Below are 24473 nucleotides of genomic sequence, written 5' to 3'. Positions count from 1 at the left end.
TCGTGTCAGATGCGCCGGGTCAGCTCCGGGAGCCTGCTCTCCACCGGCACGTGCCGGTGCCCCAGTCCGGTCACCGGGTCGTAGGACAGGCTCCACTCGGCCACCGGCCGCGACTTGACCAGGAACGTCATCGTGCCGTCCACGGCGGTCGGGATGCGGTGGAACTCGCTGGCCAGCAGGTAGCCGGTCGTGCCGACGGCGTAGTCCGCGCCCCGGGTCAGGGTCACCGCGTCCACCAGCCCGGTGACCGGGTCCAGCCGGGTGGTGAAGCGCTCGTGGCGGTAGCCGCCGCTGAGGATCACCGTGCAGAAGTGGTAGCGGTGGTTGTGCACCGAGTCGGCGTACCCGGCCCGCCAGTCGCGCTGGGCCTTGTACTCGTGCAGCCAGAAGGAGAACGGCTCGTCCGCCTCGTCGCGCAGGCACCAGGCGAAGTGGGTGGTGGTCTCCCGGGACCGGGCCACCAGCGCCGCGGCGCCCGCCGGGTCGAGGTCGGCGAGGTGGCGGCGCACGGCCGCCTTCGGCGGTCGTCCGTCCACCCAGGACTCGAACACGGCGTGCACGGTGTCCCAGCCCGGGCCGGGGGGCTCGCGCAGCAGCCGGTCGGCGAGATCGGGCAGCGCGTGGACGCGGGTCAGCAACGGTATCAGCTCTCCAGTTCGGCCTTGGCGGAGAAGTCCCGGCGGAAGCCGTGGAAGGCGGCCTCCAGTTCTCCGAAGCCGGTGTCGGTCAGCGCGGTCCCGGTCACCCGGGCGAACTGCGCGGCGAACTCCGCGCGGCTGGTGTCCGGGGTGATCACCAGCCTGCGGGCGTCGCGGGTGGCGTGCAGCCTGCCGAAGTCGGCGCGCTCCATGCCGTGGATGAACGAGCTCTCGGCGAACCGCAGCGTCCTGGGGTAGGGCGATGGGGTCGCCGGGTCGCTGTAGAGGGTGATCCACACGCTGTCGTCGAACATCTCCACGCGGTCCAGCGGCGGGTCCGCGACCACCGTCACATCGATGCGGGTGCACCGGGACCGCGCGAGGAACAGCCCGACCAGTCCGATCCGGATCTCCTCGTGCAGCTGGTCGCGGATCTTGTCCAGATCGGTCTCCGCGCCCTCGCGGCGGGCCAGGTAGCGCGCCCGGCCGCTGATCGCGCTGCGCTCGCGCGGGTCGGCGACCACCGCCCTGACCTCCCACTCCGACCGCGCCGCCAGCAGGCGCACCGCGGCGTAGCGGCCGGAGAAGCCGCGGAACCAGTACTGCTTGGCGCGGCGCAGGTCCTGCATCATCAGCGCGTTGAACGCCGGGTCGGGGGCCACGCTGGCCTCGAACACGTGCGTGGGGAAGAACTCCTGGTTCAGCGACCGGTACTCGTCCGACAGCTCGCGCAGGGCTTTGCGCGTCTCCTCCACCAGCGGGGTCAGCATCGCCTCGCGTGTGGCGCGGGCGGTGATCAGCGTCTGTCCGAACCCGACCACGGCCGAGACCAGGGTTCCGGTGGCCAGCGCGGTCAGCAGGCTCTTCGGCGTGCCCGCGTCCAGCGGGCTCGACGCCCAGAAGGCCAGGCCCGACACCACGAGCAGGGTGGTGAGCAGCAGGGTGGTCCTGGTCCAGAAGATCTCGTGGATCCGGGTGGTGCGGAGGCCGGTGGCGTCCGCGGGCAAGGCAGGTCACCTCCTCGGCGGACGGCCGTGCGGCACTGGAGCGGGCAGCAGTCGCTGCTTTCAGTATCCGAACGGGCGCGACCAGTCACTTTACGCCCGATGATCGGGTTGGCATATGCGCAAAACGGGTGAGACGCGGAGTGACCGCAACCGGGTCGACCGCCCTTACCTGCGCCTCACACCGGGAGCACCTAGAGTCCGCTGACATGCGCATCCTCGGGCCCGCCGTGGCCACCGCCCTGCTCGCGGTCCTCACCGCCTGCGGCCAAACCCCTGCGACCACGGGCGAGCAGCCCGTCCCGGAGCCGACGGAGCTCGCCACCGGCGGCGAGTGCACCGCCGACGACATCACCGTCGAGGGCGCGGCCAACAGCAAGCCGAAGGTCACGCTGCCGGACGACTGCACGCCGCCGAGCGCGTTGCTGATCAAGGACTTGGTGGCGGGCAGCGGCGAGGAGGCGGGGAAGGGCGACACCGTGCTCGCCCACTACCACCTGACCACCTGGTCGGACCGGCAGGTGCTGGACAACTCCTGGGACCGCGGGCAGCCCTTCCCGGTGGCCAACCTCGGCAACGCGCGGGTGATCGACGGCTGGAACGAGGGCCTGGTCGGCATCAAGCAGGGCGCGCGCAGGCTGCTGGTCGTGCCGCCGGACAAGGGGTACGGCCAGGGCGGCAACGGCGTCGCCCCCAACGAGACGCTGGTGTTCGTGATCGACGCCGTCGCCGTGACCGACGACTCCGGCCAGTCCTGAGTAGACGCTAGGGCAGGAGCAGGACCTTGCCGGTCGTGCGCCTGCCCTGCAGGTCCTCGTGCGCGGCGCGGGCGTCGTCGAGCGGGTAGGTCGCGCCCACGCGCACGTCCAGCTCGCCCGCGAGGATCGCGTCGAACAGGTCGGCCGCGCGCTCGCGCAGCTCCTGCGGGGTCGCCACGTGGTCGGCGAGCTTGGGCCGGGCGAGGAACACCGAGCCCTGCTGGTTGAGCCGCTGCGGGTCCACCGGCGGCACCGGGCCGCTGGCCAGGCCGAACAGGGCCATGACGCCGCGGCGGCGGACGACCGACAGGCTGGCGTCGAAGGTGGTCTTGCCCACGCCGTCGTAGACCGCGGCCACGCCCGCCCCGTCGGTCAGCTCGCGCACGACCGGGGCGAAGTCGGTCTGGTCGTAGCGGATCACCTCGGCCGCGCCCGCGGCCCTGGCCAGTTCGGCCTTCTCCTCGGTCGACACCGTGCCGATGACCCGCGCGCCGCGGGCGGTGGCGAGCTGGGTCAGCAGCAGGCCGACCCCGCCTGCCGCGGCGTGCACCAGCACGGTGTCACCGCGCTGCACGGCGTAGGTCGAGGTGACCAGGTAGTGCGCCGTCAGTCCTTGCAGCATCATCGCGGCCGCGGTCTGGTCGCTCACCCCGTCCGGGACGGGCACGGTGTCGGACACCGGCACCACGGCCTGGCTGGCGTAGCTGCCCAGGGTGCCCGACCAGGCCACCCGGTCGCCCACCCGCGCGTCGGCGCCCTCGCCGACCGCGGCCACGGTGCCCGCGCCCTCCAGGCCGATGACGAACGGCAGCGGCAGCGGGTAGATGCCGCTGCGGTGGTAGGTGTCGATGTAGTTCACCCCCGCCGCGGCGACGTCGACCAGGACCTCACCCGGGCCGGGGGAGGGGGCTTCGACCTCGGTGACGGCCAGGACCTCGGGTCCGCCCGTCCGCGTCACCTGAACTGCCTTGGGCACGCGCGTTCTCCTCTCGCTCCTGGGAGTGGAACCGATCACGCCCGCCCGGTGTTCCCGGCCCCCACGTCCTAGGCTCCCCGGCATGGCGACCGAAACCGAGAAGACCGCGAAGCCCAGCCCCACTGCGGTGAAGGCTGCCACCGCGTTCGTCCGCGCGCACGGCAAGCCCGCCCGGGCGGTGGCCGAGAACATCGGCCTCGCGGGCGTTCGCGTGGTCCTGGTGGGGGCGGACGGCGCCCTCGGCGACGTGATGGTCGCCTCGATGGCCGCCGCCGAGGCCCTGGTGGCCGGGGTGGAGGGGCTGGAGGCCAGCGAGGAGTGGGACCGGGAGACGGTGGCCGCCACCCGGATCGGCGCGGCCCACCGGGTGAAGATGGCCGACCGCGCCCGCGGCTAGACCCGCTCGCGCGGGTGCGCCGCGCTCCACAGGGCCGCGGTGGCCACGATGACGGCCATCGCGCCCAGCACGTGGAGGGCGACCAGCAGCTCCGGCACGCCGAGGGCGAACTGGGTGAAGCCGAGCGCGCCCTGGGCGAGCACGACCGCGACGAGCACGCCGTAGTGCCGCCAGAGCCGGGTCGAGCCCGCCTGGCGCAGCATCAGCCCGACGGCGACCAGCAGGGCGAGGAAGAGGTAGAGGAACGCGGCGTGGATGTGCGCCGTGGTCTCCACCGGGGCGTCGAACCGCGGCGTCTGCGCGTCGCCCGCGTGCGGGCCCGCGCCGGTGACGAAGGTGCCCGCGACCAGCAGGGCGACCAAGACCGCGGACATCACCTGCAGGGTGCGGCCGAGGGCGGGCGGGCCGACCGGCCGCGGCGGGCCGTCCTGCTCGTCGACGGCGTAGGCCAGCAGCACCGCGAGCCAGACCATGACCGCGGAGGCCATGAAGTGCACGGCGACGGTCCACCAGAGCAGGTCGAAGCGGACCGTGATCCCGCCGATCACGGCCTGCACGGCCACGCCGACGGGCATGATCAGCGCGAGCTTGAGGTAGCGCGAGCGGCGCGGGCGCTCCAGGTACGCCGCGGCGAACGCGGCCAGCGCGATGAGCCCGACGACGCCGGTGAACAGCCGGTTGCCGAACTCGATCCACTGGTTGAGGTCGGCGTACTCCGGGTGCTCGGTGGGCACCATGCTGCCGGGGTGGCACTCCGGCCAGGTGGTGCAGGCCAGACCGGACCCGGTGACCCGCACGATGGAGCCGGTGACGGCGATGAGCGCCTGGGTGACCACGACCGCCCACGCCAGCAGCCGCTGAGCGCGCCGAGACAGGGGGCGGACGGTGTCAAGGCGGGTCTTCAGGCTCACCGCTGAATCGTAGGACGAGCGCCACCGCGGGCTTGCGGTGGTGGGTTCGTACCGTGTCGTCCGTCTCAGTCGCCGCCAACCTGGCGCGGCGATGACAAAAGTGCGCCCGCGTTCGCGATTCGCCTCCACGCAGCGATCACGGGGCACTACACTACGTCGCGGAAGGCGGCCTCCCCCATCGCCTTCCTCCAGCTACCGCCGGACGGTTCGCTCCCCCCAACGGGCCGTCCGGCGGTAGCGCCACCCCTCGCGCCTAAACCTATACTTCTTGTGCAGGGGTTTCAACACTGGTGCAATTGCCGGTGGGTGTGCTCGACGCTTGTCGAGCGCCACCGGGAGGGGTGTCATGGAACTGGGGACCGGCAGCCTGGCCGCCAAGCTCAACCGCCTGGTGGCCACCGTGCACCCGGCTGGGCGCGGGCCGTACACGAACGAGGAGATCGCCGCGGCGATCCGCGCCGAGCAGAACGTCGAGCTGACCCACAGCGCCGTCTCGGCGTGGCGGCGGGGCACCCGGGACAACCCGAGCTTCCGGCACCTGGCCGCCCTGGCGAAGTTCTTCGGCGTGCCGATCACCTACTTCAGCGACGACGCGGAGTCCGCGCGCATCGATGAGCAGCTCGACCTGGTCGCCGCCTGGCGCGACAGCCAGGTCCGGGCCATCGCCATGCGGGCGGGCGAGCTGTCCGAGGCGGGCCGCGCCGCGCTGCTGGAGATGGCCATCCGGGTGCGCGAGATCGAGCGGGGCGCGGGCAAGCAGTCCGGCTGAATCCGCTTGCGCCGGTGGGGAAGCTGGGCGCATGGCGCCTTCCCGTCCCTACCGCGGTCCCGCCGACCTCCGCAGGATGCAGGAGCTGGTCCAGCACCTGTGGCCCGGCGACTGGCACATCGGCGACCTGGCCTGGCAGCGCACCCAGCACACCGGCCGCGAGCCGGAGTGGCCCACCGCGCTCTGGGAGCGCGACGGGGAGGTCGTCGCCTGGGGGTGGGTCCACCTGCCCGGCCACCTCGCCCTGGCCACCGCCGACCCCGCGCTCGCCGACGAGGTCCTCGCCTGGTTCGCCGAGACCGCCACCGCCGCGCGCCGCACGGTCACCACCGCCGACCCGCGCCTGGCCGAAGCCTTGGAGCGCAACGGCTACACCCGCACCGACGACCCCGCCAACATTTACCACCGCAGGGACCTCGCCGACCTGCCCGAACCCGTGCTGCCGCCGGGCTACACCGTCCAACCCAGCACCGATGTCACCCAGCGGGTCGCGGTGCACCGGGTGGTGTGGCATCCCTCGCGGGTCACCGAGGAGAGCTACCGCAACGTCATGGCGACCTGGCCCTACCGGCCCGAACTCGACTGGGTCGCCGTCGCCCCGGACGGTGCATACGCGGCGAATTGCCTTATCTGGCTCGACGAGCGCAATCGGGTCGGGGAGCTCGAACCGGTCGGCACCCACCCCGACCACCGCGGGCGCGGGCTCGGCCGCGCGGTCTGCCTCGCCGCCATGCACGCCCTGCGCGACCACGGCGCGGACACCGCGGTCGTGTACCCCGTGGACAGTCCGCCCGCCCACCCGGGCGCGCTCGCGCTCTACCGGGGCCTGGGCTTCACCGAATACGCCCGCAACGCCACCTACGTCAGGTCAGCCGGGTAGTCCGCGTCGCCAGCGCGCCCGCGGCGACGCCCCACGCGGTGAGGGTGAGCCACACCGACAGCGGCGGGGTGCCGCCTGCGAGGGCCGTGGTGAGCCCGTCGGTCAGCGCCGCGGACGGCAGCAGCGCCACGACCGACGCCATGCCGCCGGGCAGGTCGGCGGTGGCGACGACGATGCCGCCGGCCAGCAGCAGCACGAACCACACGACGTTGGCCAGCGCCAGCACGACCTCGGCCTTCAGCGCCCCGCCCAGCAGCACGCCCAGCGCGCCGAAGCACAGCGTGCCCAGGGCCAGCAGCGCCACCATCCACAGCAGACCCGACGGCGACCAGCCCATGAGCAGGGCCACCACCGAGATCACCACCGCCTGCACGGCCACCACGACCAGCCCGGCGACCACCCGGCCGAGCACGAGCAGCCAGCGCGGCAGGGCCGTGGCCGCCAGCCGCTTGAGCACCCCGTAGCGGCGGTCGAAGCCCAGCGCGATCGCCTGCCCGGTGAACGCCGAGGACAGCACCGCCAGCGCCAGCACCCGCGGCGTCACGGCGGCCACCCGCGGCTCCGGCAGCTCGATCACCGGCACCAGGGTCAGCCCGATCAGCAGGGCCAGCGGGATGAGCAGGGTCAGCAGCACCTGCTCGCCGTTGCGCAGCGTCAGGGTGGCCTCGGTGCGGGCGTGCGCCCACAGCATCCGCAGCGGCCTGCCCGCGCCGGGGGCCGGGGTGAAGGTGCCCGCTGGGAAGGTCACGACCGCAGCTCCCGTCCGGTCAGCTCCAGGAAGACGTCCTCCAGGCTGCGCCTGCCCACCCGCAGCTCCTCGGCCAGCACGCCCTGCTGGGCGCACCACGCCGTCACCGCCGAGACGACCTGCGGGTCGACCTCGCCGGTGACCAGGTAGGCCCCGGGCGAGGGCTCGGCCACGGCGCAGGTCTCGGGCAGCACGGCCGTCAGCAGCGTCAGGTCCAGGCCGGGGCGGGTGCGGAAGCGCAGCAGCTGGCCGTCGGTGGTGAGCGCGGCGGGCGTGCCCTCGGCGACGACCCGGCCGCCGTCGATGATCACCACCTGGTCGGCCAGCGCCTCGGCCTCGTCCATCAGGTGGGTGGTCAGCAGCACGCTCACCCCGTCGGCGCGCAGGGCCGCGACCAGGTCCCAGACCAGGCGGCGGGCCTGCGGGTCCAGGCCCGCGGTCGGCTCGTCGAGGAAGACCAGCTCCGGGCGCCCGACCAGGGCGCAGGCCAGCGACAGCCGCTGCTGCTGGCCGCCGGAGAGCCGCTTGTACGGCGTCCGCGCCGCCCCGGTGAGCCCGAGCACGTCCAGCAGCCAGTCCGGGTCGTGCGGCTGCCGCGCGCACGCGGCCACCAGGCGCAGCATCTCCGCCGCCCGCACCCCCGGGTAGGCCCCGCCGCCCTGGGGCATCACGCCGACGCGCGGCCGCAGGGCGCGGGCGCGGGGGTCCATGCCCAGCACCCGCAGGACGCCGGAATCCGGGCGCAGGAAGCCCGCGCACATCTCCACGGTGGTCGTCTTGCCCGCGCCGTTGGGCCCGAGCAGGGCCAGCACCTGGCCGCGCGGCAGCCTCAGGTCGACCCCAGCCACCGCGGTCGTCGGCCCGAAGCGCTTGACCACGTCGGAGACCTCGACGGCGGACTCGCTCACAGGCTGGAAGCCTAAGCGGTGCCGGGGGTCACGCGGTTCGCGGGCAGGCCAATCAGGTGCCTGCGCGCCAGCAGCACCGCCAGGCCGGTGGCGATGATCGCCGCGATGTAGGCGTACGGGAGCTGGAAGGTCCGCCCGTCGAACGGCGAGCCGGTGGTGTTCAGCACGACCGCGAGCACGACGCTGATCCCGGTCGCCACCACCCGGAACTTGGTGTCGCCCGCCGCCGCGGCCAGCGGGACCGCGGCCCACAGCAGGTACCACGGCTGCACGGTCGCCCCGAACACCAGCACCGCGCCGAGCGCGACGCCCAGCCCGGTCAGCGGGCGCAGCTTCCAGCGGAAGCTGTCGAAGAGCAGCTTGGCCGCGATCAGCGGCCCGATCACCGACCCGACGACCCGGCTGACGGTGATCGCCGCGTCCATGTGGTTGCCGAGGCCGATGAGGATGCCCAGCCCGCCAGCGGCGAACCCGAGCGCGGTCATCGGGGCCAGCCAGCTCTTGATGGTGGCCGCGGTGTTCAGCGTCGCCACCCAGCCGTAGCCCAGGCCGCTGCCCAGCGACGCCGCGGTCAGCACCACGGCGAACACCACGAACAGCCCGCCCGCGGCGGCGAACAGGTGCCGCCACTTGCCGCCGAGCCTGCGGGCGATCATCACCCCGAGGAAGCCCAGCGCCAGCGCGGCCGGGATCTTCACCGCCGCGCCCAGGGTGATCACCGCGGCGCCGACGGCGTAGCCCATCAGCTCGCCGGGCTGCAGCGGCGGGAACGGCCCGTCCGGGCCGACCCACGGCATCCTGGCCAGCGCCAGCTCGAAGCCGACCAGCATGAGCCCGATCGCCAGCGACTCGTTGTGCACGCCGACGACCAGGTGGAACAGCACCAGCGGGTTGGCAGCGCCCAGCCACAGCGCGCTGACCGGGTGCACGCCGAAGCGGCGGGCCAGCCGGGGCAGCGCCCAGATGATCATCGCCAGGCCGATCAGGGCCAGCAGCCGGTGCATGGCCACGCCCCACACCACGTGCCCGCCGGTGAGCCAGTTGACGATCCGGCCTGCGGAGAGGAACAGCGGCCCGTACGGCGACGGGGTCTCCCGCCACACCGTCGGCACGCCCTTGGTCAGCGGGTGGTCCACGCCGAGGGCCTGGGCGGGCCCCTGGGTGTAGGGGTCCATGCCCAGCGCGGCGATCTCGCTCTGCGCCAGGTAGCTGTAGACGTCGCGGCTGAAGCTGGGCACCGCGAACACCAGCGGTGTGATCCACATGACCAGGGTGCGCGCCATCTGCGGCAGCGACACCACCCGCTCGCGGGAGGGCCGCGACAGCCGACCGAGCGCCAGCCAGGCCAGGACGAGCATGAACACGCCGGTGAAGCCCACGGCGATCGACACCGTGGTCATGCGGCTGAACAGGCTGAGCACCGGCAGCCGCAGGACGGGGTTGAACACCGGGGCCGCGCCCGCCCCCAGCGAGCCGAGCAGCAGCAGCAGCGCGCCGACGGTGCCGAACCGGCGGATCACGTCGAGCTGCTTGCGCTCCGCGCTGTTCAGTCCCGTGGCCGGAGCCGCTGCTCCGCGCCGATCCGTGTCTCCCGCCACCACGGCGTGAGAGTATCGGGGGACTTGGATAGACCCGTTCGTGCGTTCTCCGGTGACTCCGCTCACCCCGCCTTTGCCGCCGCCGACGAAATACGACACACTTGTGTTGTGAAAAAGACGGCTCCCGCTCCGCGGACCCCTGACGGGGGTCCGGGGCAGCACGACGGGCGCACTCGGCAGAGTGTCGCCCGCCTGCTGCTGGAGCAGGGCCCGATCACGGCGGCGGCGATCGCCGAGGCGCTGGGGCTGAGCCCGACCGCCGTCCGCAGGCACCTGGACGCGCTGGTCGCCGAGGGGGAGGCCGCCACCCGCGACGCCCCCCGCCGCGGCGACCGCGGCCGCGGACGCCCGGCCAAGCTCTTCCTGCTCACCGAGGCGGGCCGGGCCCGCTTCGGCCACGCCTACGACGACCTGGCCATCGCCGCGCTGCGCTTCCTCGCCGAGAACGGCGGGGAGGCGGCGGTGCGGGCCTTCGCCGAGCGGCGGGTGGCGACGCTGGTCGACCGCCACCGCGCCGCGGTGACCGGGGAAGCCGATCCCGCGGCCCGGGCCGAGGCCCTGGCCACGGCGCTGACCAGGGAGGGCTACGCTGCCTCGACCCGCAGCGTCGGCGCCGGGGAGCAGCTGTGCCAGCACCACTGCCCCGTGGCGCACGTCGCCGCCGAGTTCCCCGAGCTGTGCGAGGTGGAGACGGCGGCGTTCGCAGCGCTGCTGGGCACCCACGTGCAGCGCCTGGCGACCATCGCCAACGGGGACGCGGTCTGCACGACCCACGTCCCGCTGCCGCCCGCCAAGGCGGCTGGGCGCGAGCCCGCCGCGGGGACGGCCGCCCCATCGCTAGACACCGCACCACCGGTTCCGGATGGAGGGAAGTCCGAATGACTGCCGCTGCCGAGCAGCGCACCACCACGCCGCTTTCGCAGGAAGAGACCCTTGCCACGCTCGGGCGCTACGAGTACGGCTGGGCCGATGCCGACACCGCGGGGGCGAGTGCGCAGCGCGGCCTTTCCGAGGCCGTCGTGCGGGACATCTCCGCGAAGAAGTCCGAGCCGGAGTGGATGCTGGAGTCCCGGCTCAAGGCGCTGCGCCTCTTCGATCGCAAGCCGATGCCGTCCTGGGGGGCCGACCTCTCGGGCATCGACTTCGACAACATCAAGTACTTCGTGCGCTCCACGGAGAAGCAGGCCCAGTCCTGGGAGGACCTGCCCGAGGACATCAAGAACACCTACGACAAGCTGGGCATCCCGGAGGCGGAGAAGGCCCGCCTGGTCGCAGGCGTCGCCGCGCAGTACGAGTCCGAGGTCGTCTACCACAAGATCAACGAGGAGCTGGAGCGCCAGGGCGTCATCTTCCTCGACACCGACACCGGCCTGCGCGAGCACCCCGAGCTGTTCCAGGAGTACTTCGGCTCGGTGATCCCGCACGGCGACAACAAGTTCTCCGCGCTCAACGGCGCCGTCTGGTCCGGCGGGTCGTTCATCTACGTGCCGCCGGGCGTGCACGTGGAGATCCCGCTGCAGGCCTACTTCCGGATCAACACCGAGAACATGGGCCAGTTCGAGCGGACGCTGATCATCGTCGACGAGGGCGCGTACGTGCACTACGTCGAGGGCTGCACCGCGCCGATCTACTCGTCGGACTCGCTGCACTCGGCCGTGGTGGAGATCATCGTCAAGAAGGGCGGCCGCTGCCGCTACACGACCATCCAGAACTGGTCGAACAACGTCTACAACCTGGTCACCAAGCGCGCCAAGGCCGAAGAGGGCGCGACGATGGAGTGGGTCGACGGCAACATCGGCTCCAAGGTGACCATGAAGTACCCGGCCGTGTACCTGATGGGCGAGCACGCCAAGGGCGAGGTCCTCTCGATCGCCTTCGCGGGCGAGGGCCAGCACCAGGACGCGGGCGCGAAGATGGTCCACATGGCCCCGCACACCTCCTCGACCATCGTGTCGAAGTCGGTGGCCCGCGGCGGCGGCCGCACCTCCTACCGCGGCCTGGTCCAGGTCAACAAGCGCGCCCACAACTCCAAGTCCACGGTCAAGTGCGACGCGCTGCTGGTCGACCAGATCAGCCGCTCGGACACCTACCCCTACGTCGACATCCGCGAGGACGACGTGCAGATGGGGCACGAGGCCACGGTCTCCAAGGTCAGCGACGACCAGCTGTTCTACCTGATGTCGCGCGGCCTGACCGAGGACGAGGCCATGGCGATGGTCGTGCGCGGGTTCGTCGAGCCCATCGCGCGCGAGCTGCCGATGGAGTACGCGCTGGAACTGAACCGACTGATCGAGCTGCAGATGGAAGGAGCGGTCGGCTAAATGACCGTCTCTGTCGACAAGCCGGTCGCGCCCGAGTCGTCGCGGGCCGACTGGTTCACCTCCTACGACGTCGAGGCGTTCGAGACCCCCTCCGGCCGCGAGGAGATCTGGCGCTTCACGCCGATGAAGCGGCTCGCGGGCCTGCACACCGGCGCCGCGGCCACCGGGTCGGCGGGCGTCGAGGTGGCCGCCGCCCCCGAGGTCCGGGTGGAGACCGTCGGCCGCGACGACGCCCGGCTCGGCGCGGCGGGCGTGCCCGCCGACCGGATCGCCGCGCAGGCGTACTCCAGCTTCACCGCGGCCACCGTGGTCACCGTGCCCGGGGAGACCCGGGCCTCGGAGCCGACCACGGTCACCGTGACCGGCCCCGGCGCGGGCCAGGTCGCCTACGGGCACATCCAGGTGCGCGCGGAGCTGTTCGCCGAGGGCGTCGTGGTGCTCGACCACCGCGGCTCCGGCGTCTACGCCGACAACGTGGAGTTCGTGCTCGCCGACGGCGCGAAGCTGACCGTGGTGTCCATCCAGGACTGGGCCGACGACGCGGTGCACGTCTCGGCGCACCACGCATCGCTGGGCCGCGACGCGCTGCTCAAGCACATCGTGGTCACCCTCGGCGGCGACCTCGTGCGGGTCTCGCCGACGGCCGCGTTCGCCGGGCCCGGCGGCGAGGTGGACATGTCCGGGCTGTACTTCGCCGACGCGGGCCAGCACCTGGAGCACCGGACCTTCGTCGACCACGCCGTGCCCAACTGCACGTCCAACGTGGTCTACAAGGGCGCGCTGCAGGGCGACGGCGCCCACACCGTCTGGATCGGCGACGTGCTGATCCGCGCGGCGGCCGAGGGCACCCAGACCTACGAGCTCAACCGCAACCTGGTGCTCACCGACGGCGCCCGCGCCGACTCGGTGCCGAACCTGGAGATCGAGACCGGCGAGATCGCCGGGGCGGGCCACGCATCGGCGACCGGCCGCTTCGACGACGAGCAGCTGTTCTACCTGCAGGCGCGCGGCATCCCCGAGGACCAGGCCCGCAGGCTGGTGGTGCGCGGGTTCTTCCACGAGCTGCTGATGAAGATCGACGTCCCGCAGGTGCGCGAGCGCCTGGAGGCCGCGATCGAGGCCGAGCTGGCGGTCGTCGGGGTATGACCCGCGTGTGCGCGATGGCCGACCTCGACGACGGCAAGCCGCTGGCCGTCGAGGTCGACGACGTGGCCGTGGTGCTGGTGCGCCAGGGCGACGAGGTGCACGCCCTGCGCGACGAGTGCTCGCACGCCGAGCTGGCGCTGTCGGAGGGCGAGGTGACCCGCAAGGGCATCGAGTGCTGGCTGCACGGGTCGTGCTTCGACCTGCGCACCGGCAGGCCGTCCGCGCCGCCCGCGACCGAACCCGTCGACGTCTACCCCGTGACCGTGGTCGCGGGCGAGGTGCACGTCGACGTCACCACCACGAAGAACTGACTTTGGAGTAGAAGCCGCAATGGCCACCCTGGAAATCAAGGACCTGCACGTCTCGGTCGCCACCGAGGAAGGGCCCAAGGAGATCCTCAAGGGCGTCGACCTGACCGTGAAGGCGGGCGAGACGCACGCGATCATGGGCCCCAACGGGTCGGGCAAGTCGACGCTGAGCTACGCCGTCGCCGGGCACCCGAAGTACGAGGTCACCTCCGGCTCGGTCACCCTCGACGGGGACGACGTGCTGGAGATGAGCGTGGACGAGCGGGCCCGCGCGGGCCTGTTCCTGGCCATGCAGTACCCGGTCGAGGTGCCGGGGGTGTCGATGTCGAACTTCCTGCGCACCGCGGCCACCGCCGTGCGCGGCGAGGCGCCCAAGCTGCGGACCTGGGTCAAGGAGGTCAAGGCGGCGATGGGCGAGCTGGAGATCGACCCGTCCTTCGCCGAGCGCAGCGTCAACGAGGGCTTCTCCGGCGGGGAGAAGAAGCGCCACGAGATCCTGCAGCTGGCGCTGCTCCAGCCGAAGATCGCCATCCTGGACGAGACCGACTCCGGCCTCGACGTCGACGCCCTGCGCGTGGTCTCCGACGGGGTGAACCGCTTCCGCGCCTCCGGGGAGTCCGGCGTGCTGCTGATCACCCACTACACCCGGATCCTGCGCCACATCACCCCGGACTTCGTGCACGTCTTCGCTGGCGGGCGCATCGTCGAGTCCGGCGGCTCGGAGCTGGCCGAGCAGCTGGAGGCCGAGGGCTACGTGAAGTACACCGGCAAGCAGGAAGCCGCGAGCGCGTCCTGACGTTGCACCACCAGGCAGTGATGAGAGTGATGAGGAGGTGGCGATGACCGCGGTGACCGCACCCCTGGACGTGGCCGCGCTGCGCGCGGACTTCCCGATCCTGGGGCGCACCGTCCGCGACGGCAAGCGGCTGGTGTACCTGGACTCCGGGGCCACCTCCCAGCGCCCGCGCCAGGTGCTCGACGCCGAGCGCGCGTTCCTGGAGCAGCACAACGCCGCGGTGCACCGCGGCGCGCACCAGCTCGCCGAGGAGGCGACCGACGCCTACGAGTCCGCCCGCGCGCGGATCGCGGCGTTCATCGGCGTCACCGCCGACGAGGTGGTGTTCACCAAGAACGCGACCGAGGGCATCAACCTGGTGGCCTACGCCATGGGCAACGCCGCGACCGCGGGCCCGGAGTCGGCGCGGTTCGTGCTCGGCCCCGGCGACGAGATCGTGGTCACCGAGATGGAGCACCACGCCAACCTCGTGCCGTGGCAGCAGCTGGCCCAGCGCACCGGGGCGACCCTGCGCTGGTTCGGCGTCACCGACGGGGGCAGGCTGGACCTGTCGGCCCTGGACGAGCTGATCACCGAGCGCACGCGGCTGGTGGCGTTCACCCACCAGTCCAACGTGCTCGGCACGGTCAACCCGGTCGCGGCCCTGGTGGCCAAGGCCCAGGCCGTCGGCGCGCTGACGGTGCTCGACGCCTGCCAGTCGGTGCCGCACGCGCCGGTCGACTTCGCCGCGCTCGGGGTGGACTTCGCGGTCTTCTCCGGGCACAAGATGCTCGGCCCGTCCGGCATCGGCGTGCTCTACGGCCGCCGCGAGCTGCTCGGCGCGATGCCGCCGTTCCTGACCGGCGGGTCGATGATCGAGATGGTCGAGATGGCCCGGTCCACCTTCGCCCCGCCGCCGCAGCGGTTCGAGGCGGGCGTGCCGATGACCTCGCAGGCCGTCGGGCTGGGCGCGGCGGTGGACTACCTCAACGCGGTGGGCATGGCGCGGGTGGCCGAGCACGAGCACGCGCTGACCGTGGCCGCGCTGGCCGGGCTGGCCGAGATCCCGGGCGTGCGGGTGCTCGGCCCGGCGCTGGACGGCGCAGGCGAGGTGGCCGACCGCGGCGGCGCGGTGTCGTTCGTGGTCGACGGCATCCACCCGCACGACGCGGGCCAGGTGCTCGACGACGCGGGCGTCGCGGTCCGGGTCGGGCACCACTGCGCCTGGCCGCTGCACCGGCGCCTCGGGGTGCCCGCCAGCGTGCGGGCGAGCTTCTACCTCTACAACGACCTCGACGACGTCGCCGCGCTGCTCGACGGCGTGCGGGCGGCCCAGCGCTTCTTCGGGGTGGCGTGATGCAGCTGCAGCAGATGTACCAGGAGATCATCCTGGACCACTACAAGAACCCGCACGGGCGCGGCCTGCGCGAGCCGTTCGACGCCGAGTCCTTCCAGATCAACCCGACCTGCGGGGACGAGGTGACGCTGCGGGTCAAGCTCGCCGGGGACGAGGTCGCCGACGTCTCCTACGAGGGGCAGGGCTGCTCGATCAGCCAGGCGTCGACCTCGGTGCTGACCGACCTGGTGGTGGGCCGCCCGGTGGCGGCGGCGCTGTCCACGATGGACGCCTTCGTCGAGCTGATGCAGGGCCGCGGCCAGGTGGAGCCGGACGAGGACGTGCTGGAGGACGGCATCGCGTTCGCGGGTGTCGCCAAGTACCCCGCGCGGGTGAAGTGCGCGCTGCTTGGTTGGATGGCTTTCAAGGACGCGCTGGCCAAGACCGGAGGACGAGCGTGACGGACGAGACCGTGGAGCGCGGCGCGGCGGGCATGCCCGAGATCGCCCCGCGCGCCGACAAGGCCAGCCTCGACGACGTCGAGGAGGCCATGCGCGACGTGGTGGACCCCGAGCTGGGCATCAACGTCGTCGACCTCGGGCTGGTCTACGACATCCGCGTGGACGACGACAACACCGCCACCATCGACATGACGCTCACCTCGGCGGCCTGCCCGCTGACCGACGTCATCGAGGACCAGACGCGCGCGGCCCTGACCGGCGGCGCGGGCGGCGGGATCGTCTCGGACTTCCGCATCAACTGGGTGTGGATGCCGCCGTGGGGCCCGGAGAAGATCACCGAGGACGGCCGCGAGCAGCTGCGCGCCCTCGGCTTCACCGTCTAGCACCGCAGCGGTGGCGTGGTGATCGACTTCGGTGGTGGCATGGTCGACGTGCCCCGTCCCACCCGAGCCGACCTGGCCGCCGCCCGCGACCGGACCGTCCCGGACGTCGTCGCGCCCGGGCTCGCGGTGCTGTTCTGCGGCATCAACCCGGGCTTGTACTCGGCGGCGACCGGCTGCCACTTCGCGCGGCCGGGCAACCGGTTCTGGCCCGCGCTGCACCGCTCCGGGTTCACCCCCCGGCTGCTGGGCCCGGCCGAGCAGCACCTGCTGCCCGGCTTCGGCCTGGGCGTGACGAACCTGGTGGCCCGCGCGACCGCGCGCGCCGACGAGCTGACGCGCGCTGAGCTGGTGGCGGGCGGGGAGCGGCTGCGCGCCCTGGTCGAGCAGTACGAGCCGAAGGTCGTCGCGGTCGTGGGCGTGACGGCCTACCGGGTGGCCTTCGGCATCCCGGACGCGCGGGTCGGGCGGCGCGACGAGCGGGTCGGCCCGGCCGCCGTGTGGGTCCTGCCCAACCCCAGCGGCCTCAACGCCCACTACCAGCTGCCCGCGCTCGCGGCCGAGTTCCGCGCCTTGCGGCAGTCCTTGCCCGAATTCGGGCAGGAAAGTTGCTGAACCCCGTCCGCAGGTGACAGGGTCGGCTCTGTGACCGACCCGCTAGTCCGGCACGTGGCCCAGAGCACCGGTCTGCCGCCCGCCGTGGCCGCCCGGGTGGTCGCCGACGTGGTGGCGTACTACGACGAGACCGTCGAGGAGTTCGTCCGCCGCCGCCACGCCGAGCTGCGCAGCAGGCAGCGCCGCAACGCCGAGATCTGGACCGCGATCGCCGCCGAGGTGGCCGAGCGGCCGTTCGCGGCCGGTCCGCTGTCGGAGCGGCAGCTTCGCCGGATCGTCTACGGGTAGAGGAGCCGCCGGTGTGCGGGATCGTGGGATACGTGGGGAGCAGGCCGGCGGCGCCGGTGCTGGTCGAGGGGCTGCACCGGCTGGAGTACCGCGGGTACGACTCGGCCGGGATCGCCGTGCCCCGGCGCGGGAAGCTGGCGGTGACGAAGGTGGCGGGCCGCGTCCGCGACCTGCGCGCCAAGCTGGACCTGCCCGGCACGGCCACCACCGGCATCGGCCACACCCGCTGGGCCACCCACGGTGAGCCGACCGACCGCAACGCCCACCCGCACCTGGACGCATCGGGCCGGATCGCGGTGGTGCACAACGGGATCATCGAGAACGCCGAGCAGCTGCGCGCCCGGCTCACCGCCGAGGGCGTGGCGCTGGCCTCCGACACCGACACCGAGGCGCTGGCCCACCTGATCGCGGCGGCCGTGGACGCCGGGCCGCTGGAGGACGCCGTCCGCGCCGCGCTGCGGCACGTCGAGGGCACCTACGGCCTGGTGGTCCTCGACCGCACCCGGCCGGACGAGCTGGTGGTGGCCCGCAACGGCAGCCCGATCGTCCTCGGCGTCGGCGACGGGGAGATGTTCGTCGCCTCGGACGTGGCCGCCCTCGTCCACCACACGCAGCGGGTGGTGTTCCTCGACGACGGCGAGGTTGCGACCGTCAAGGCGGCCGAGTACCGCACCAGCACGCTGGACTCCCAGACGACGACCCGCACGCCGACGACCGTCGACGTGGAGGCGGGCTCGTACGGCCTCGACGGCTACCCGGACTTCATGAGCAAGGAGATGGCCGAGCAGCCCGAGGCCGTCCGCCGCGCCCTGCGCGGCCGCCTCGACACCCGCTTCGCCACCGCCCACCTCGGCGGCCTGGAGCTGGACCCGATCACCCTGCGCTCGATCCGCCGGGTGAAGTTCCTCGGCTGCGGCTCGGCCTACTACGCGGGCCAGATCGGCGCGAACCTGGTCGAGTCCCTGGCCCGCATCCCGGCCGACGCCGAACCCGCCTCGGAGTTCCGCTACCGCAACCCCGTGGTCGACCCGGACACCCTGTACGTCGCGGTGAGCCAGTCCGGCGAAACCCTCGACACCCTCGCCGCCGTCCAGGAGCTGCGCCGCAAGGGCGGCCGGGTGATGGGCGCGGTCAACGTGGTGGGCAGCGCCATCGCCCGCGAGTGCGGCAGCGGCGTCTTCCTGCATGCTGGCCCGGAGATCTCGGTGGCCTCGACCAAGGCCGTGACCACGATGGGCGTCTCCTTCGCCATGCTGGCCCTCCTCCTCGGCCGCGTCCGCGACCTCTCCGCCGCCGCGGGCGCCCGCATCGTCGAGGGCCTGCAGGCCCTCCCGGCCCGCATCGAGGCCGTGCTGGCCGCCGAACCCGAGATCGCCGCCATCGCCGCCCGCTACGCCACGGCCAGGAACATGTTCTTCCTAGGCCGCGTCTCCGCCTGGCCCGCCGCCCGCGAAGGCGCCCAGAAGCTCAAGGAGGTCTCCTACATCCACGCCGAGGCCTACCAATCCGCCGAACTCAAACACGGCCCCATCGCCTTGATCGACCAATCGATGCCCACCATCATCCTCATCCCCAACGATGACCTGGTGGCCAAGAACCTGTCCACAATAGAACAAATCCGCTCCCGCGGCGGCCCCGTGATCGCCGTAACCACAACAACCCTCCCCGACACAGCCGCCGACGCCATCATCCAAGTCCCCCCAGGCGAACCAGCCTTGGACCCCATCGCCCTGACCATCCCCCTCCAACTCCTCGCCTACCACACAGCCAAATCCCTGGGCCGAGACATCGACAAACCACGAAACCTGGCGAAGAGCGTCACCGTGGAGTGAGGGGGAGCGGGGGAGGGGAGGGGGAGGGGGAGCGAGGGCAGGAAGTGAGAGGCGGGACCGGGAAGCGAGAGGCGGGGAGAGGGGAGCGAGGGGCGGGTATCGGGAAGCGAGAGGCGGGAAGCGGGGGCGAGAGGCGGTAAGCAGGAAGCAGGGAGAGGGAAGCGGGGAAGGTGGCGGGAGGCGGGACCGGACAGGGAAGCGAGAAGCGGTGAGAGGGGCGCGGGGGAGGAAGCGAGAGAGGGGAAGCGGGACCAGGGAGGGAACCGGGAAGCGGGAAGAGGGGCGCGGGGAAGGACGCGAGAGAAGGGAAGCCGGGTAAGGAAGCGGGGACCAGGGAGGGAAGCGGGAGCGAGGAGAGGCATGAGTGGGGGAGGGGAGACAGGAAGTGGGGGAGGGGAAGTGGGATGCGGGAGGCGGAAGGGGGAGAAGGATGCGGGGAAGGAAAGCGGAAGCGGGAGACGAAGCGGGAAGCGGGGATGAAGGCGGGAAGCGGGGACGAAGCGGGAAGTGGGGGATGAAGCGGGAAGCGGGGATGAAGGCGGGAAGCGGGGACGAAGCGGGAAGTGGGATGCTGCCAAGAGGGAGGTGGGATGCGGGAGGAAGGATGCGGGAAGAGGGAAAGAAGTAGCAGCGCAACCACCAAACCAAGGCAACCCGCCCCACCAAGCCTGTCCGATGGGGTGGACTCGCATTCGCGGGGAGCGAAACGCCGCTAAACTCGCGAGGGCGTGAACGGGCTCCGCCCGCCTTCACCGCCTTCACGCCCAAGCGGCGTTTCGCTTAGGGGTCCCCGCGAATGCGAGTTCACCGCATCGGACCACCCACGCAAGCCGCGCAACCACCACCCAAAGCGCGCAACCCCGCGCCCACGAAGCCGGGCAATCCGCGCCCCCAACCAGCATCCCCCAAGCAGCGTCACCCAACCACAGACGACACTCGCCCCGAAGCCCCCCGCAACACCTCCACACGAGAACTCCCCACCCGACCCACCACCCAACTAGACCCCTCCACCGCCTTAGCCCGCCGCTTCACCCCAGCCAACACCCGCGACACCTCCCGATAAGACCCCACCGACCCCACCCCGCACACCACCGAAGCCAACGACACGCTCACCCGCACCCCCTCCACCACCCAAGCCCGATCCACCACCCGCCCCACCACAGCAGCGATCTCATCCACCTCAGCAACCACCAAGAAGTCATCCCCACCCACATGCCCCACCCGCACCCCACCCAACTCCGCCTGAGCTCGCACCAACTCCCGCCCGATAGCCCGGATCAAGTCGTCCCCAGCCGCGAACCCCACGGAGTCGTTCACCGCCTTGAACGAGTCCACATCCAGCCAAGCCGCCACGAACATCTCCCCGCGCCGGATGCGCCGGTCGATCTCCCGGTCGATCACGTCGCTCCCCGGCAGCCGCGTCAGCGGATTCAAAGCAGCCGCCTGCTCAATCCGAGCCGCCGCCACCGCGCGGACAACCTCTCCCAGCCGTACGACCCCCTGGCACACCCCACCAGCGTCCACAACGACGATGTCTTCCCCAGAGCGGTCCCATTCCGCGTCGTCCACCGCTTCCAGCAGTTGCAGCCCGGTCGCGTCGATGCCGATGACTCGGGACGGCTCGCCGTGGCGGGCGGCGGGCCGCTTGGCGTTGAGGGCGTGTCCGTAGAGCCCGGTGACGGCGAGCAGGAAGCGGCTGCGGGTCACCGTCGACACCGGTTTGCCGTCCGGGTCCACCAGCACGATCCCGTTCACCGTCGGGTCGTCGGCGAAGCGTTCGCGGGCTGCCTCGGCGGGGGCGTCGGCGGGCAGGGTGGACGCCGGGCGCAGGAAGTCGGCGACCATCGGGACGCCGGTGCCCTCCGCGGTCGTCGTCGCGTGCAGTTCGATGATCTCGGCCACCGGGCGGGGGAGCTGGGCGGGGACGCCCTCCCGGCTGGGGGTGGCCAGCAGGTTGCCCTGCGCCAGCCGCACGCCCGCCCGGTTGAGGCACAGCAGCTGGTCCTCGTTGTCCACCCCGACCGCGGCCAGGCGCGCGTCGACCCGGGCGCAGAACTGGGCCAGCAGCTCCACCACCGCAAGGCACGCCTCGTCGTCGGGCAGGCCGCCGATGAGCTGGGCGTCGACCTTGAGCAGGTCCGGGCGCAGGTCGGTGAGCAGGGTGAGCGGGAGGTCGCCGTCGCCGAGGGAGTCGAAGGCGATGCGGAAGCCCTGCTCGCGCAGGGTGGTCACGCCGCGCACGAGGGCGGCGCGGTGCACGCGGCTGAACGGCGGGGTGATCTCCAGGACCACGTCGTGCGGGTGCCGTCCGCAGCGGGCCAGCGCGGGGCGCAGGAAGCGGATCAGCTCGTCGGCGCGGGTCGCGGTGGCGGCCAGGACGTTGACGTGCACCGGCAGCGCGCCGCTGTGCCCGGCCGCGGCCAGCAGGGCGCCGCTGGCCAGCGAGATGTCGGTCTCGGTGAGCCTGCCCGCCTTCCCGGCCTGGCGCAGCAGGTCGTAGATCGTGCCGTCCGCGGGGCGGGCCAGGGCCTCCACCGCCACGGTCTCGCCGGTGCGGGTGCTGAGCAATGGCTGGAACGCGAAGCTGACGTCCGGCACCACGGTCACGGCCGACAGTGTGCCCCCGAGCCGCGGGTTCCGGTGGTTTCGTCACCAGCTGTTCACGGAGCTTTGTCCCACGCCCCGCCGCGGGTTCAGCGAAGCGCGACCAGCCGCCTGCGGATCGGCCACGGGGCCGCGGCGAAGATCGCGCCCATCGCCGCGGCGGTGCCCGCCAGGTCGGCGCGGCCGGTGAGGAACGCCCGCTGCCGGGCGGCGGGCTGGTCGAAGAACCCGGCGAAGAACTCGGGCACGCGCTCGGCGGGCATCGCCAGCAGCGCGCGCAGCCCGTGCCTGCGCAGCGCGTGCACCACCCGGGCGCTGCGCGGCCAGATCGCCGCCCGCGCGGCGGCCGCGGCGGCGAGCGGGCCACCGGGCAGCGCCCGCGCGATGGCCTCGGCCACGGCGGGCGCGGTGACCAGCGCGTCGCCGACGCTGTAGCCGGTGGCCGGGTGGACCATCGCCGCCGCCGAGCCGAACGCGACCGGTCCCGTCCCGGTCCGCACCGGCAGGTCCAGGGGGAAGCGCACGCGCTCGGTCCGGGCGTCGTCGGGCGCGGTGATCCCGGCTGCGGCCAGCCGCCGCGCCAGCCGGGCACGCAGCACGTCGGCGGGGACCCCGGGCCGCGCGGCCAGGGACGTCTCCTCCACCAGCGTGCGCCCACCGGGCAGGGGGACGGCGTAGAGGAACGTCGCCAGGCCGTCGGCGGTGTCCCAGTCGTCCATGAACACCGCCGTGCCCGGGGGCACGAGCGGGGCGGCCAGCTCGGCGGGCAGCACGACGCCGACGGCGGACTGCTCGGCCCGCGGCCCCGTCGGCCTGCCACCGGTCAGCTTGCGGCCGTGCCCGGTCGCGTCGATGACGACCGCGCCCTCGATCTCGCCCCCGGAGTCGAGGTGGACCACCGAGCCCCGGGCCGTGCTCGTCACGCCCACGGCCTTGTCCCGCACCACCGGCGTGCGGCCCCGGGCGTACGCGGCGACGGTCGCGGCGTTGTCGAGGACGGCGTACGCGCGGTCGACCGGCCGCCCGCCTGCCCGCACCCCGGTCACCACCAGCGGGGGGACCGGCAGGTCGACGGCCTGGTCGGCCCACAGGCCGTAGGTCGGCAGCCAGGGCACGTCCGGGTGCGGGGCCACCAGCGTCGTCGCCAGGCCGCGCCGGGCGCAGGCGCGGGCCAGCGCCCACCCGGCCGGGCCGCTGCCCGCGATGACCACGTCCACCGCCACGGCGAGATTCCACCACGCCGGTCCAGGTGGCCGGGGGCCGAATAGGCTCACCGGCATGTCCGAACACGACCGCGCCGGGCGCCGCGACCCCGGGACCGCCCCGGGCGACCTGGCCGCCACGCCGTTCCGCGGCGACCGGGACCGGCTGGTCGCCTCGCCGTTCTTCGCCCGCCTGGGCGGGGTGACGCAGGTGGTGACGGCGGGCGGGTCGGGGCTGCTGCACAACCGGCTCACCCACAGCCTCAAGGTCGCCCAGGTGGCGCGGGCGATCGCCGAGCGCATCGGGGCCGACCCCGACCTCGCGCCGCTGCTGGAGGACCTCGGCGGCTGCGACCCGGACGTGGTCGAGGCCGCCGCGGTGGCCCACGACCTCGGCCACCCGCCGTTCGGCCACCTCGGCGAGCAGGTGCTCGACCGGCTGGCCCGGCACCGCTTCGGCCTGCCCGACGGCTTCGAGGGCAACGCGCAGAGCTTCCGGATCGTGACCACGACCGACACCCGCGGCCCGAACGCCGCCGGGCTGGACCTGACCGCCGCGGTGCGCGCCGCGGTGCTCAAGTACCCGTGGACCCGGCTGACCCACCCGGACCCGCACCCCAGGGCGATGGCCGACCCGCCGCGCGGGGCCGCCGAGCCGCCGGAGGCGCCGGGCACCGGCTCGGCGAAGTTCTCCGCCTACGTCACCGAGCTGGACGACCTGCTCGACTGCCGGGCGCCGTTCGCCGGGAAGATCGCCGACTGGCAGCAGACCGTCGAGTCCTCGGTGATGGACAACGCCGACGACATCGCCTACGCCATCCACGACCTGGAGGACTTCCACCGCATCGGGGTCCTCCAGCACGCGCCGGTCTCGGCGGAGCTGAGCCAGTGGGAGCGCGGGCGCGCGGAGTTCGCCCGGCTCTCGGACACCGAGCTGGCCGCCGACCGCCGCCGCCCCGGCCGCTCGCTGGAGGCGCTGCGCCGCCGCCTGCACCTGCGCGACGCCTGGATGGTCGACGACGACGCCTTCGCCGCCGCCGTCACCCGGGTCCGGGAGAACCTGGTCGACGCCCTGCTCGCCGTCCCGTTCGACGGCTCGGTCGCCGCCGAGCAGGCGTTCGGCGCGTTCTCCACCGGGTGGACCCGGCGGCTGGTCGCGGGCGTGCACGTGCTCGCCGACCCGCCGACGCGCTCCGGGCACGTGCTGCTGGCCTGCGAGCAGTGGCACGAGGTGCAGGTGCTCAAGTTCGTGCACCGCCGGTTCGTGCTGCTGCGCCCCGACCTCGCCCTGCACCAGCGCGGCCAGGCGCGGCTGCTGACCTCGCTGGTGGAGGCGCTCGACGAGTGGCTGGCCGACCCGTACGAGGCCGACCGGCTCCCGCGCAGGCTCTACGACCTGGTCGAGCTCGCGCACGCCGAGTACAGCTCGCTGGCCAAGGAGCACCCGCACACCCTCGTCGGCGCCGGGGGCGACCGCGAGGTCAGCGTGCCCGCGCTGGCCAGGGGGCGCGCGGTGATCGACTTCGTGGCCTCGCTCACCGACGGCCAGACCGTCGCCCTGCTCGACGCCCTCAGCGGCCGGGAGAGCCGGTTCTGGTCGGACGCGCTGGTGCTCTGA

General features: G+C 73.0%; 25 protein-coding genes. 16 read left to right on the top strand and 9 right to left on the bottom strand.

Going from position 1 to position 24473, the window contains the following annotated elements; genetic code table 11:
* Nucleotides 1-5: 5 nt before the first annotated feature.
* Together ACWEPX_RS11150 and ACWEPX_RS11145 are read right to left on the bottom strand one after the other, a co-directional pair.
* Nucleotides 6-638: a hypothetical protein gene (locus tag ACWEPX_RS11150; RefSeq protein WP_451896972.1), complete on the bottom strand. Its 633-nt coding sequence runs from the start codon at nt 636-638 to the stop codon at nt 6-8.
* 5 nt (nt 639-643) lie between these two features.
* The gene (locus ACWEPX_RS11145) at nt 644-1645 is read right to left on the bottom strand and encodes a hypothetical protein (protein ID WP_451896971.1); all 1002 of its coding nucleotides are present in this window, start codon (nt 1643-1645) and stop codon (nt 644-646) included.
* Between the two features lie 206 nt (nt 1646-1851).
* Between ACWEPX_RS11145 and ACWEPX_RS11140 the strand changes: the two genes are divergently transcribed.
* Nucleotides 1852-2400, top strand: a complete 549-nt coding sequence (locus tag ACWEPX_RS11140; protein ID WP_451896970.1) for an FKBP-type peptidyl-prolyl cis-trans isomerase — start codon at nt 1852-1854, stop codon at nt 2398-2400.
* A 7-nt stretch (nt 2401-2407) separates the two neighbouring features.
* Here ACWEPX_RS11140 and ACWEPX_RS11135 read toward each other — a convergent pair whose 3' ends face one another.
* Nucleotides 2408-3376, bottom strand: a complete 969-nt coding sequence (locus ACWEPX_RS11135; protein ID WP_451896969.1) for a quinone oxidoreductase family protein — start codon at nt 3374-3376, stop codon at nt 2408-2410.
* A gap of 82 nt (nt 3377-3458) precedes the next feature.
* Between ACWEPX_RS11135 and ACWEPX_RS11130 the strand changes: the two genes are divergently transcribed.
* Entirely contained in the window at nt 3459-3773 is a 315-nt protein-coding gene (locus ACWEPX_RS11130) for a hypothetical protein (RefSeq protein WP_451896968.1), read from the top strand.
* Here the strand turns inward: ACWEPX_RS11130 and ACWEPX_RS11125 are convergent.
* A complete protein-coding gene (locus ACWEPX_RS11125) occupies nt 3770-4684 on the bottom strand; it encodes a COX15/CtaA family protein (RefSeq protein WP_451896967.1) in 915 nt (304 codons plus the stop codon). The two genes, ACWEPX_RS11130 and ACWEPX_RS11125, sit on opposite strands and share 4 nt — an antisense overlap.
* A gap of 346 nt (nt 4685-5030) precedes the next feature.
* Between ACWEPX_RS11125 and ACWEPX_RS11120 the strand changes: the two genes are divergently transcribed.
* Together ACWEPX_RS11120 and ACWEPX_RS11115 are read left to right on the top strand one after the other, a co-directional pair.
* Nucleotides 5031-5453, top strand: a complete 423-nt coding sequence (locus ACWEPX_RS11120; protein WP_451896966.1) for a helix-turn-helix domain-containing protein — start codon at nt 5031-5033, stop codon at nt 5451-5453.
* 31 nt (nt 5454-5484) lie between these two features.
* Entirely contained in the window at nt 5485-6333 is an 849-nt protein-coding gene (locus ACWEPX_RS11115) for a GNAT family N-acetyltransferase (protein ID WP_451896965.1), read from the top strand.
* Here the strand turns inward: ACWEPX_RS11115 and ACWEPX_RS11110 are convergent.
* Genes ACWEPX_RS11110 through mptB form a run of 3 tightly spaced genes read right to left on the bottom strand, consistent with a single transcriptional unit; the run spans nt 6317 to nt 9587 of the window.
* Complete coding sequence (locus ACWEPX_RS11110; RefSeq protein ID WP_451897202.1) at nt 6317-7024, bottom strand: ABC transporter permease; 708 nt, start codon at nt 7022-7024, stop codon at nt 6317-6319. The genes ACWEPX_RS11115 and ACWEPX_RS11110 overlap by 17 nt on opposite strands.
* A 53-nt stretch (nt 7025-7077) precedes the next feature.
* Nucleotides 7078-7989: an ABC transporter ATP-binding protein gene (locus ACWEPX_RS11105; protein ID WP_451896964.1), complete on the bottom strand. Its 912-nt coding sequence runs from the start codon at nt 7987-7989 to the stop codon at nt 7078-7080.
* A gap of 11 nt (nt 7990-8000) precedes the next feature.
* Nucleotides 8001-9587, bottom strand: a complete 1587-nt coding sequence (mptB, locus tag ACWEPX_RS11100) for a polyprenol phosphomannose-dependent alpha 1,6 mannosyltransferase MptB (protein ID WP_451897201.1) — start codon at nt 9585-9587, stop codon at nt 8001-8003.
* A 108-nt stretch (nt 9588-9695) separates the two neighbouring features.
* Here mptB and ACWEPX_RS11095 point away from each other — a divergent pair, with 108 nt between their 5' ends.
* The 11 genes from ACWEPX_RS11095 to glmS are packed head-to-tail and all read left to right on the top strand — an operon-like array spanning nt 9696 to nt 19049.
* Nucleotides 9696-10469, top strand: a complete 774-nt coding sequence (locus ACWEPX_RS11095) for a helix-turn-helix transcriptional regulator (RefSeq protein WP_451896963.1) — start codon at nt 9696-9698, stop codon at nt 10467-10469.
* Nucleotides 10466-11908, top strand: coding sequence for a Fe-S cluster assembly protein SufB (gene sufB, locus ACWEPX_RS11090; protein ID WP_451896962.1), 1443 nt, complete (start codon nt 10466-10468; stop codon nt 11906-11908). Before ACWEPX_RS11095 ends, sufB begins: the two co-directional genes overlap by 4 nt.
* Nucleotides 11909-13054: a Fe-S cluster assembly protein SufD gene (gene sufD / locus ACWEPX_RS11085; RefSeq protein WP_451896961.1), complete on the top strand. Its 1146-nt coding sequence runs from the start codon at nt 11909-11911 to the stop codon at nt 13052-13054. It begins immediately after the preceding gene.
* Nucleotides 13051-13365 (top strand): non-heme iron oxygenase ferredoxin subunit, encoded by a 315-nt coding sequence (locus tag ACWEPX_RS11080; protein WP_451896960.1) that lies wholly within the window; start codon nt 13051-13053, stop codon nt 13363-13365. Before sufD ends, ACWEPX_RS11080 begins: the two co-directional genes overlap by 4 nt.
* 19 nt (nt 13366-13384) lie before the next feature.
* Nucleotides 13385-14158 carry a Fe-S cluster assembly ATPase SufC gene (gene sufC / locus ACWEPX_RS11075; protein ID WP_451896959.1) on the top strand — a complete coding sequence of 258 codons (774 nt, stop codon included), beginning with the start codon at nt 13385-13387 and terminating at the stop codon, nt 14156-14158.
* A gap of 43 nt (nt 14159-14201) precedes the next feature.
* Nucleotides 14202-15494, top strand: coding sequence for a cysteine desulfurase (locus tag ACWEPX_RS11070; RefSeq protein WP_451896958.1), 1293 nt, complete (start codon nt 14202-14204; stop codon nt 15492-15494).
* Entirely contained in the window at nt 15494-15934 is a 441-nt protein-coding gene (sufU, locus tag ACWEPX_RS11065) for a Fe-S cluster assembly sulfur transfer protein SufU (protein WP_451896957.1), read from the top strand. The genes ACWEPX_RS11070 and sufU overlap by 1 nt, the downstream gene beginning before the upstream one ends.
* A gap of 32 nt (nt 15935-15966) precedes the next feature.
* On the top strand, nt 15967-16317 hold the full coding sequence (locus ACWEPX_RS11060; protein WP_451897200.1) for a metal-sulfur cluster assembly factor: 351 nt from the start codon (nt 15967-15969) through the stop codon (nt 16315-16317).
* A 39-nt stretch (nt 16318-16356) separates the two neighbouring features.
* The gene (gene mug, locus ACWEPX_RS11055; protein ID WP_451897199.1) at nt 16357-16929 is read left to right on the top strand and encodes a G/U mismatch-specific DNA glycosylase; all 573 of its coding nucleotides are present in this window, start codon (nt 16357-16359) and stop codon (nt 16927-16929) included.
* Between the two features lie 30 nt (nt 16930-16959).
* On the top strand, nt 16960-17217 hold the full coding sequence (locus ACWEPX_RS11050; RefSeq protein ID WP_451896956.1) for a hypothetical protein: 258 nt from the start codon (nt 16960-16962) through the stop codon (nt 17215-17217).
* Nucleotides 17218-17228: 11 nt separating this feature from the next.
* Nucleotides 17229-19049, top strand: coding sequence for a glutamine--fructose-6-phosphate transaminase (isomerizing) (gene glmS / locus ACWEPX_RS11045; RefSeq protein WP_451896955.1), 1821 nt, complete (start codon nt 17229-17231; stop codon nt 19047-19049).
* A 915-nt stretch (nt 19050-19964) separates the two neighbouring features.
* Here the strand turns inward: glmS and ACWEPX_RS11040 are convergent.
* Nucleotides 19965-21656, bottom strand: coding sequence for an EAL domain-containing protein (locus ACWEPX_RS11040; RefSeq protein WP_451896954.1), 1692 nt, complete (start codon nt 21654-21656; stop codon nt 19965-19967).
* Between the two features lie 86 nt (nt 21657-21742).
* Nucleotides 21743-22876: a lycopene cyclase family protein gene (locus ACWEPX_RS11035; RefSeq protein ID WP_451896953.1), complete on the bottom strand. Its 1134-nt coding sequence runs from the start codon at nt 22874-22876 to the stop codon at nt 21743-21745.
* A 55-nt stretch (nt 22877-22931) separates the two neighbouring features.
* On the opposite strand from ACWEPX_RS11035, the gene ACWEPX_RS11030 reads away from it, so the two are divergent.
* Nucleotides 22932-24473, top strand: coding sequence for a deoxyguanosinetriphosphate triphosphohydrolase family protein (locus tag ACWEPX_RS11030; protein ID WP_451896952.1), 1542 nt, complete (start codon nt 22932-22934; stop codon nt 24471-24473).

It is taken from the genome of Actinokineospora sp. NPDC004072, from assembly GCF_053604195.1.
Note: the sequence above shows the minus strand (reverse complement) of the source record. Positions and strands in the feature narration are given on the sequence as shown.

Bases quoted from the DNA above. Each gene is read 5' to 3' on its own strand.
- sufU (WP_451896957.1), top strand. From the start codon at position 15,494: ATGCAGCTGCAGCAGATGTACCAGGAGATCATCCTGGACCACTACAAG.
- sufC (WP_451896959.1), top strand. From the start codon at position 13,385: ATGGCCACCCTGGAAATCAAGGACCTGCACGTCTCGGTCGCCACCGAG.
- ACWEPX_RS11140 (WP_451896970.1), top strand. From the start codon at position 1,852: ATGCGCATCCTCGGGCCCGCCGTGGCCACCGCCCTGCTCGCGGTCCTC.
- ACWEPX_RS11110 (WP_451897202.1), bottom strand. From the start codon at position 7,024: ATGCTGTGGGCGCACGCCCGCACCGAGGCCACCCTGACGCTGCGCAAC.
- ACWEPX_RS11120 (WP_451896966.1), top strand. From the start codon at position 5,031: ATGGAACTGGGGACCGGCAGCCTGGCCGCCAAGCTCAACCGCCTGGTG.
- ACWEPX_RS11130 (WP_451896968.1), top strand. From the start codon at position 3,459: ATGGCGACCGAAACCGAGAAGACCGCGAAGCCCAGCCCCACTGCGGTG.
- ACWEPX_RS11070 (WP_451896958.1), top strand. From the start codon at position 14,202: ATGACCGCGGTGACCGCACCCCTGGACGTGGCCGCGCTGCGCGCGGAC.
- ACWEPX_RS11080 (WP_451896960.1), top strand. From the start codon at position 13,051: ATGACCCGCGTGTGCGCGATGGCCGACCTCGACGACGGCAAGCCGCTG.
- sufB (WP_451896962.1), top strand. From the start codon at position 10,466: ATGACTGCCGCTGCCGAGCAGCGCACCACCACGCCGCTTTCGCAGGAA.
- sufD (WP_451896961.1), top strand. From the start codon at position 11,909: ATGACCGTCTCTGTCGACAAGCCGGTCGCGCCCGAGTCGTCGCGGGCC.
- mug (WP_451897199.1), top strand. From the start codon at position 16,357: ATGGTCGACGTGCCCCGTCCCACCCGAGCCGACCTGGCCGCCGCCCGC.
- ACWEPX_RS11060 (WP_451897200.1), top strand. From the start codon at position 15,967: ATGCCCGAGATCGCCCCGCGCGCCGACAAGGCCAGCCTCGACGACGTC.
- ACWEPX_RS11030 (WP_451896952.1), top strand. From the start codon at position 22,932: ATGTCCGAACACGACCGCGCCGGGCGCCGCGACCCCGGGACCGCCCCG.
- ACWEPX_RS11115 (WP_451896965.1), top strand. From the start codon at position 5,485: ATGGCGCCTTCCCGTCCCTACCGCGGTCCCGCCGACCTCCGCAGGATG.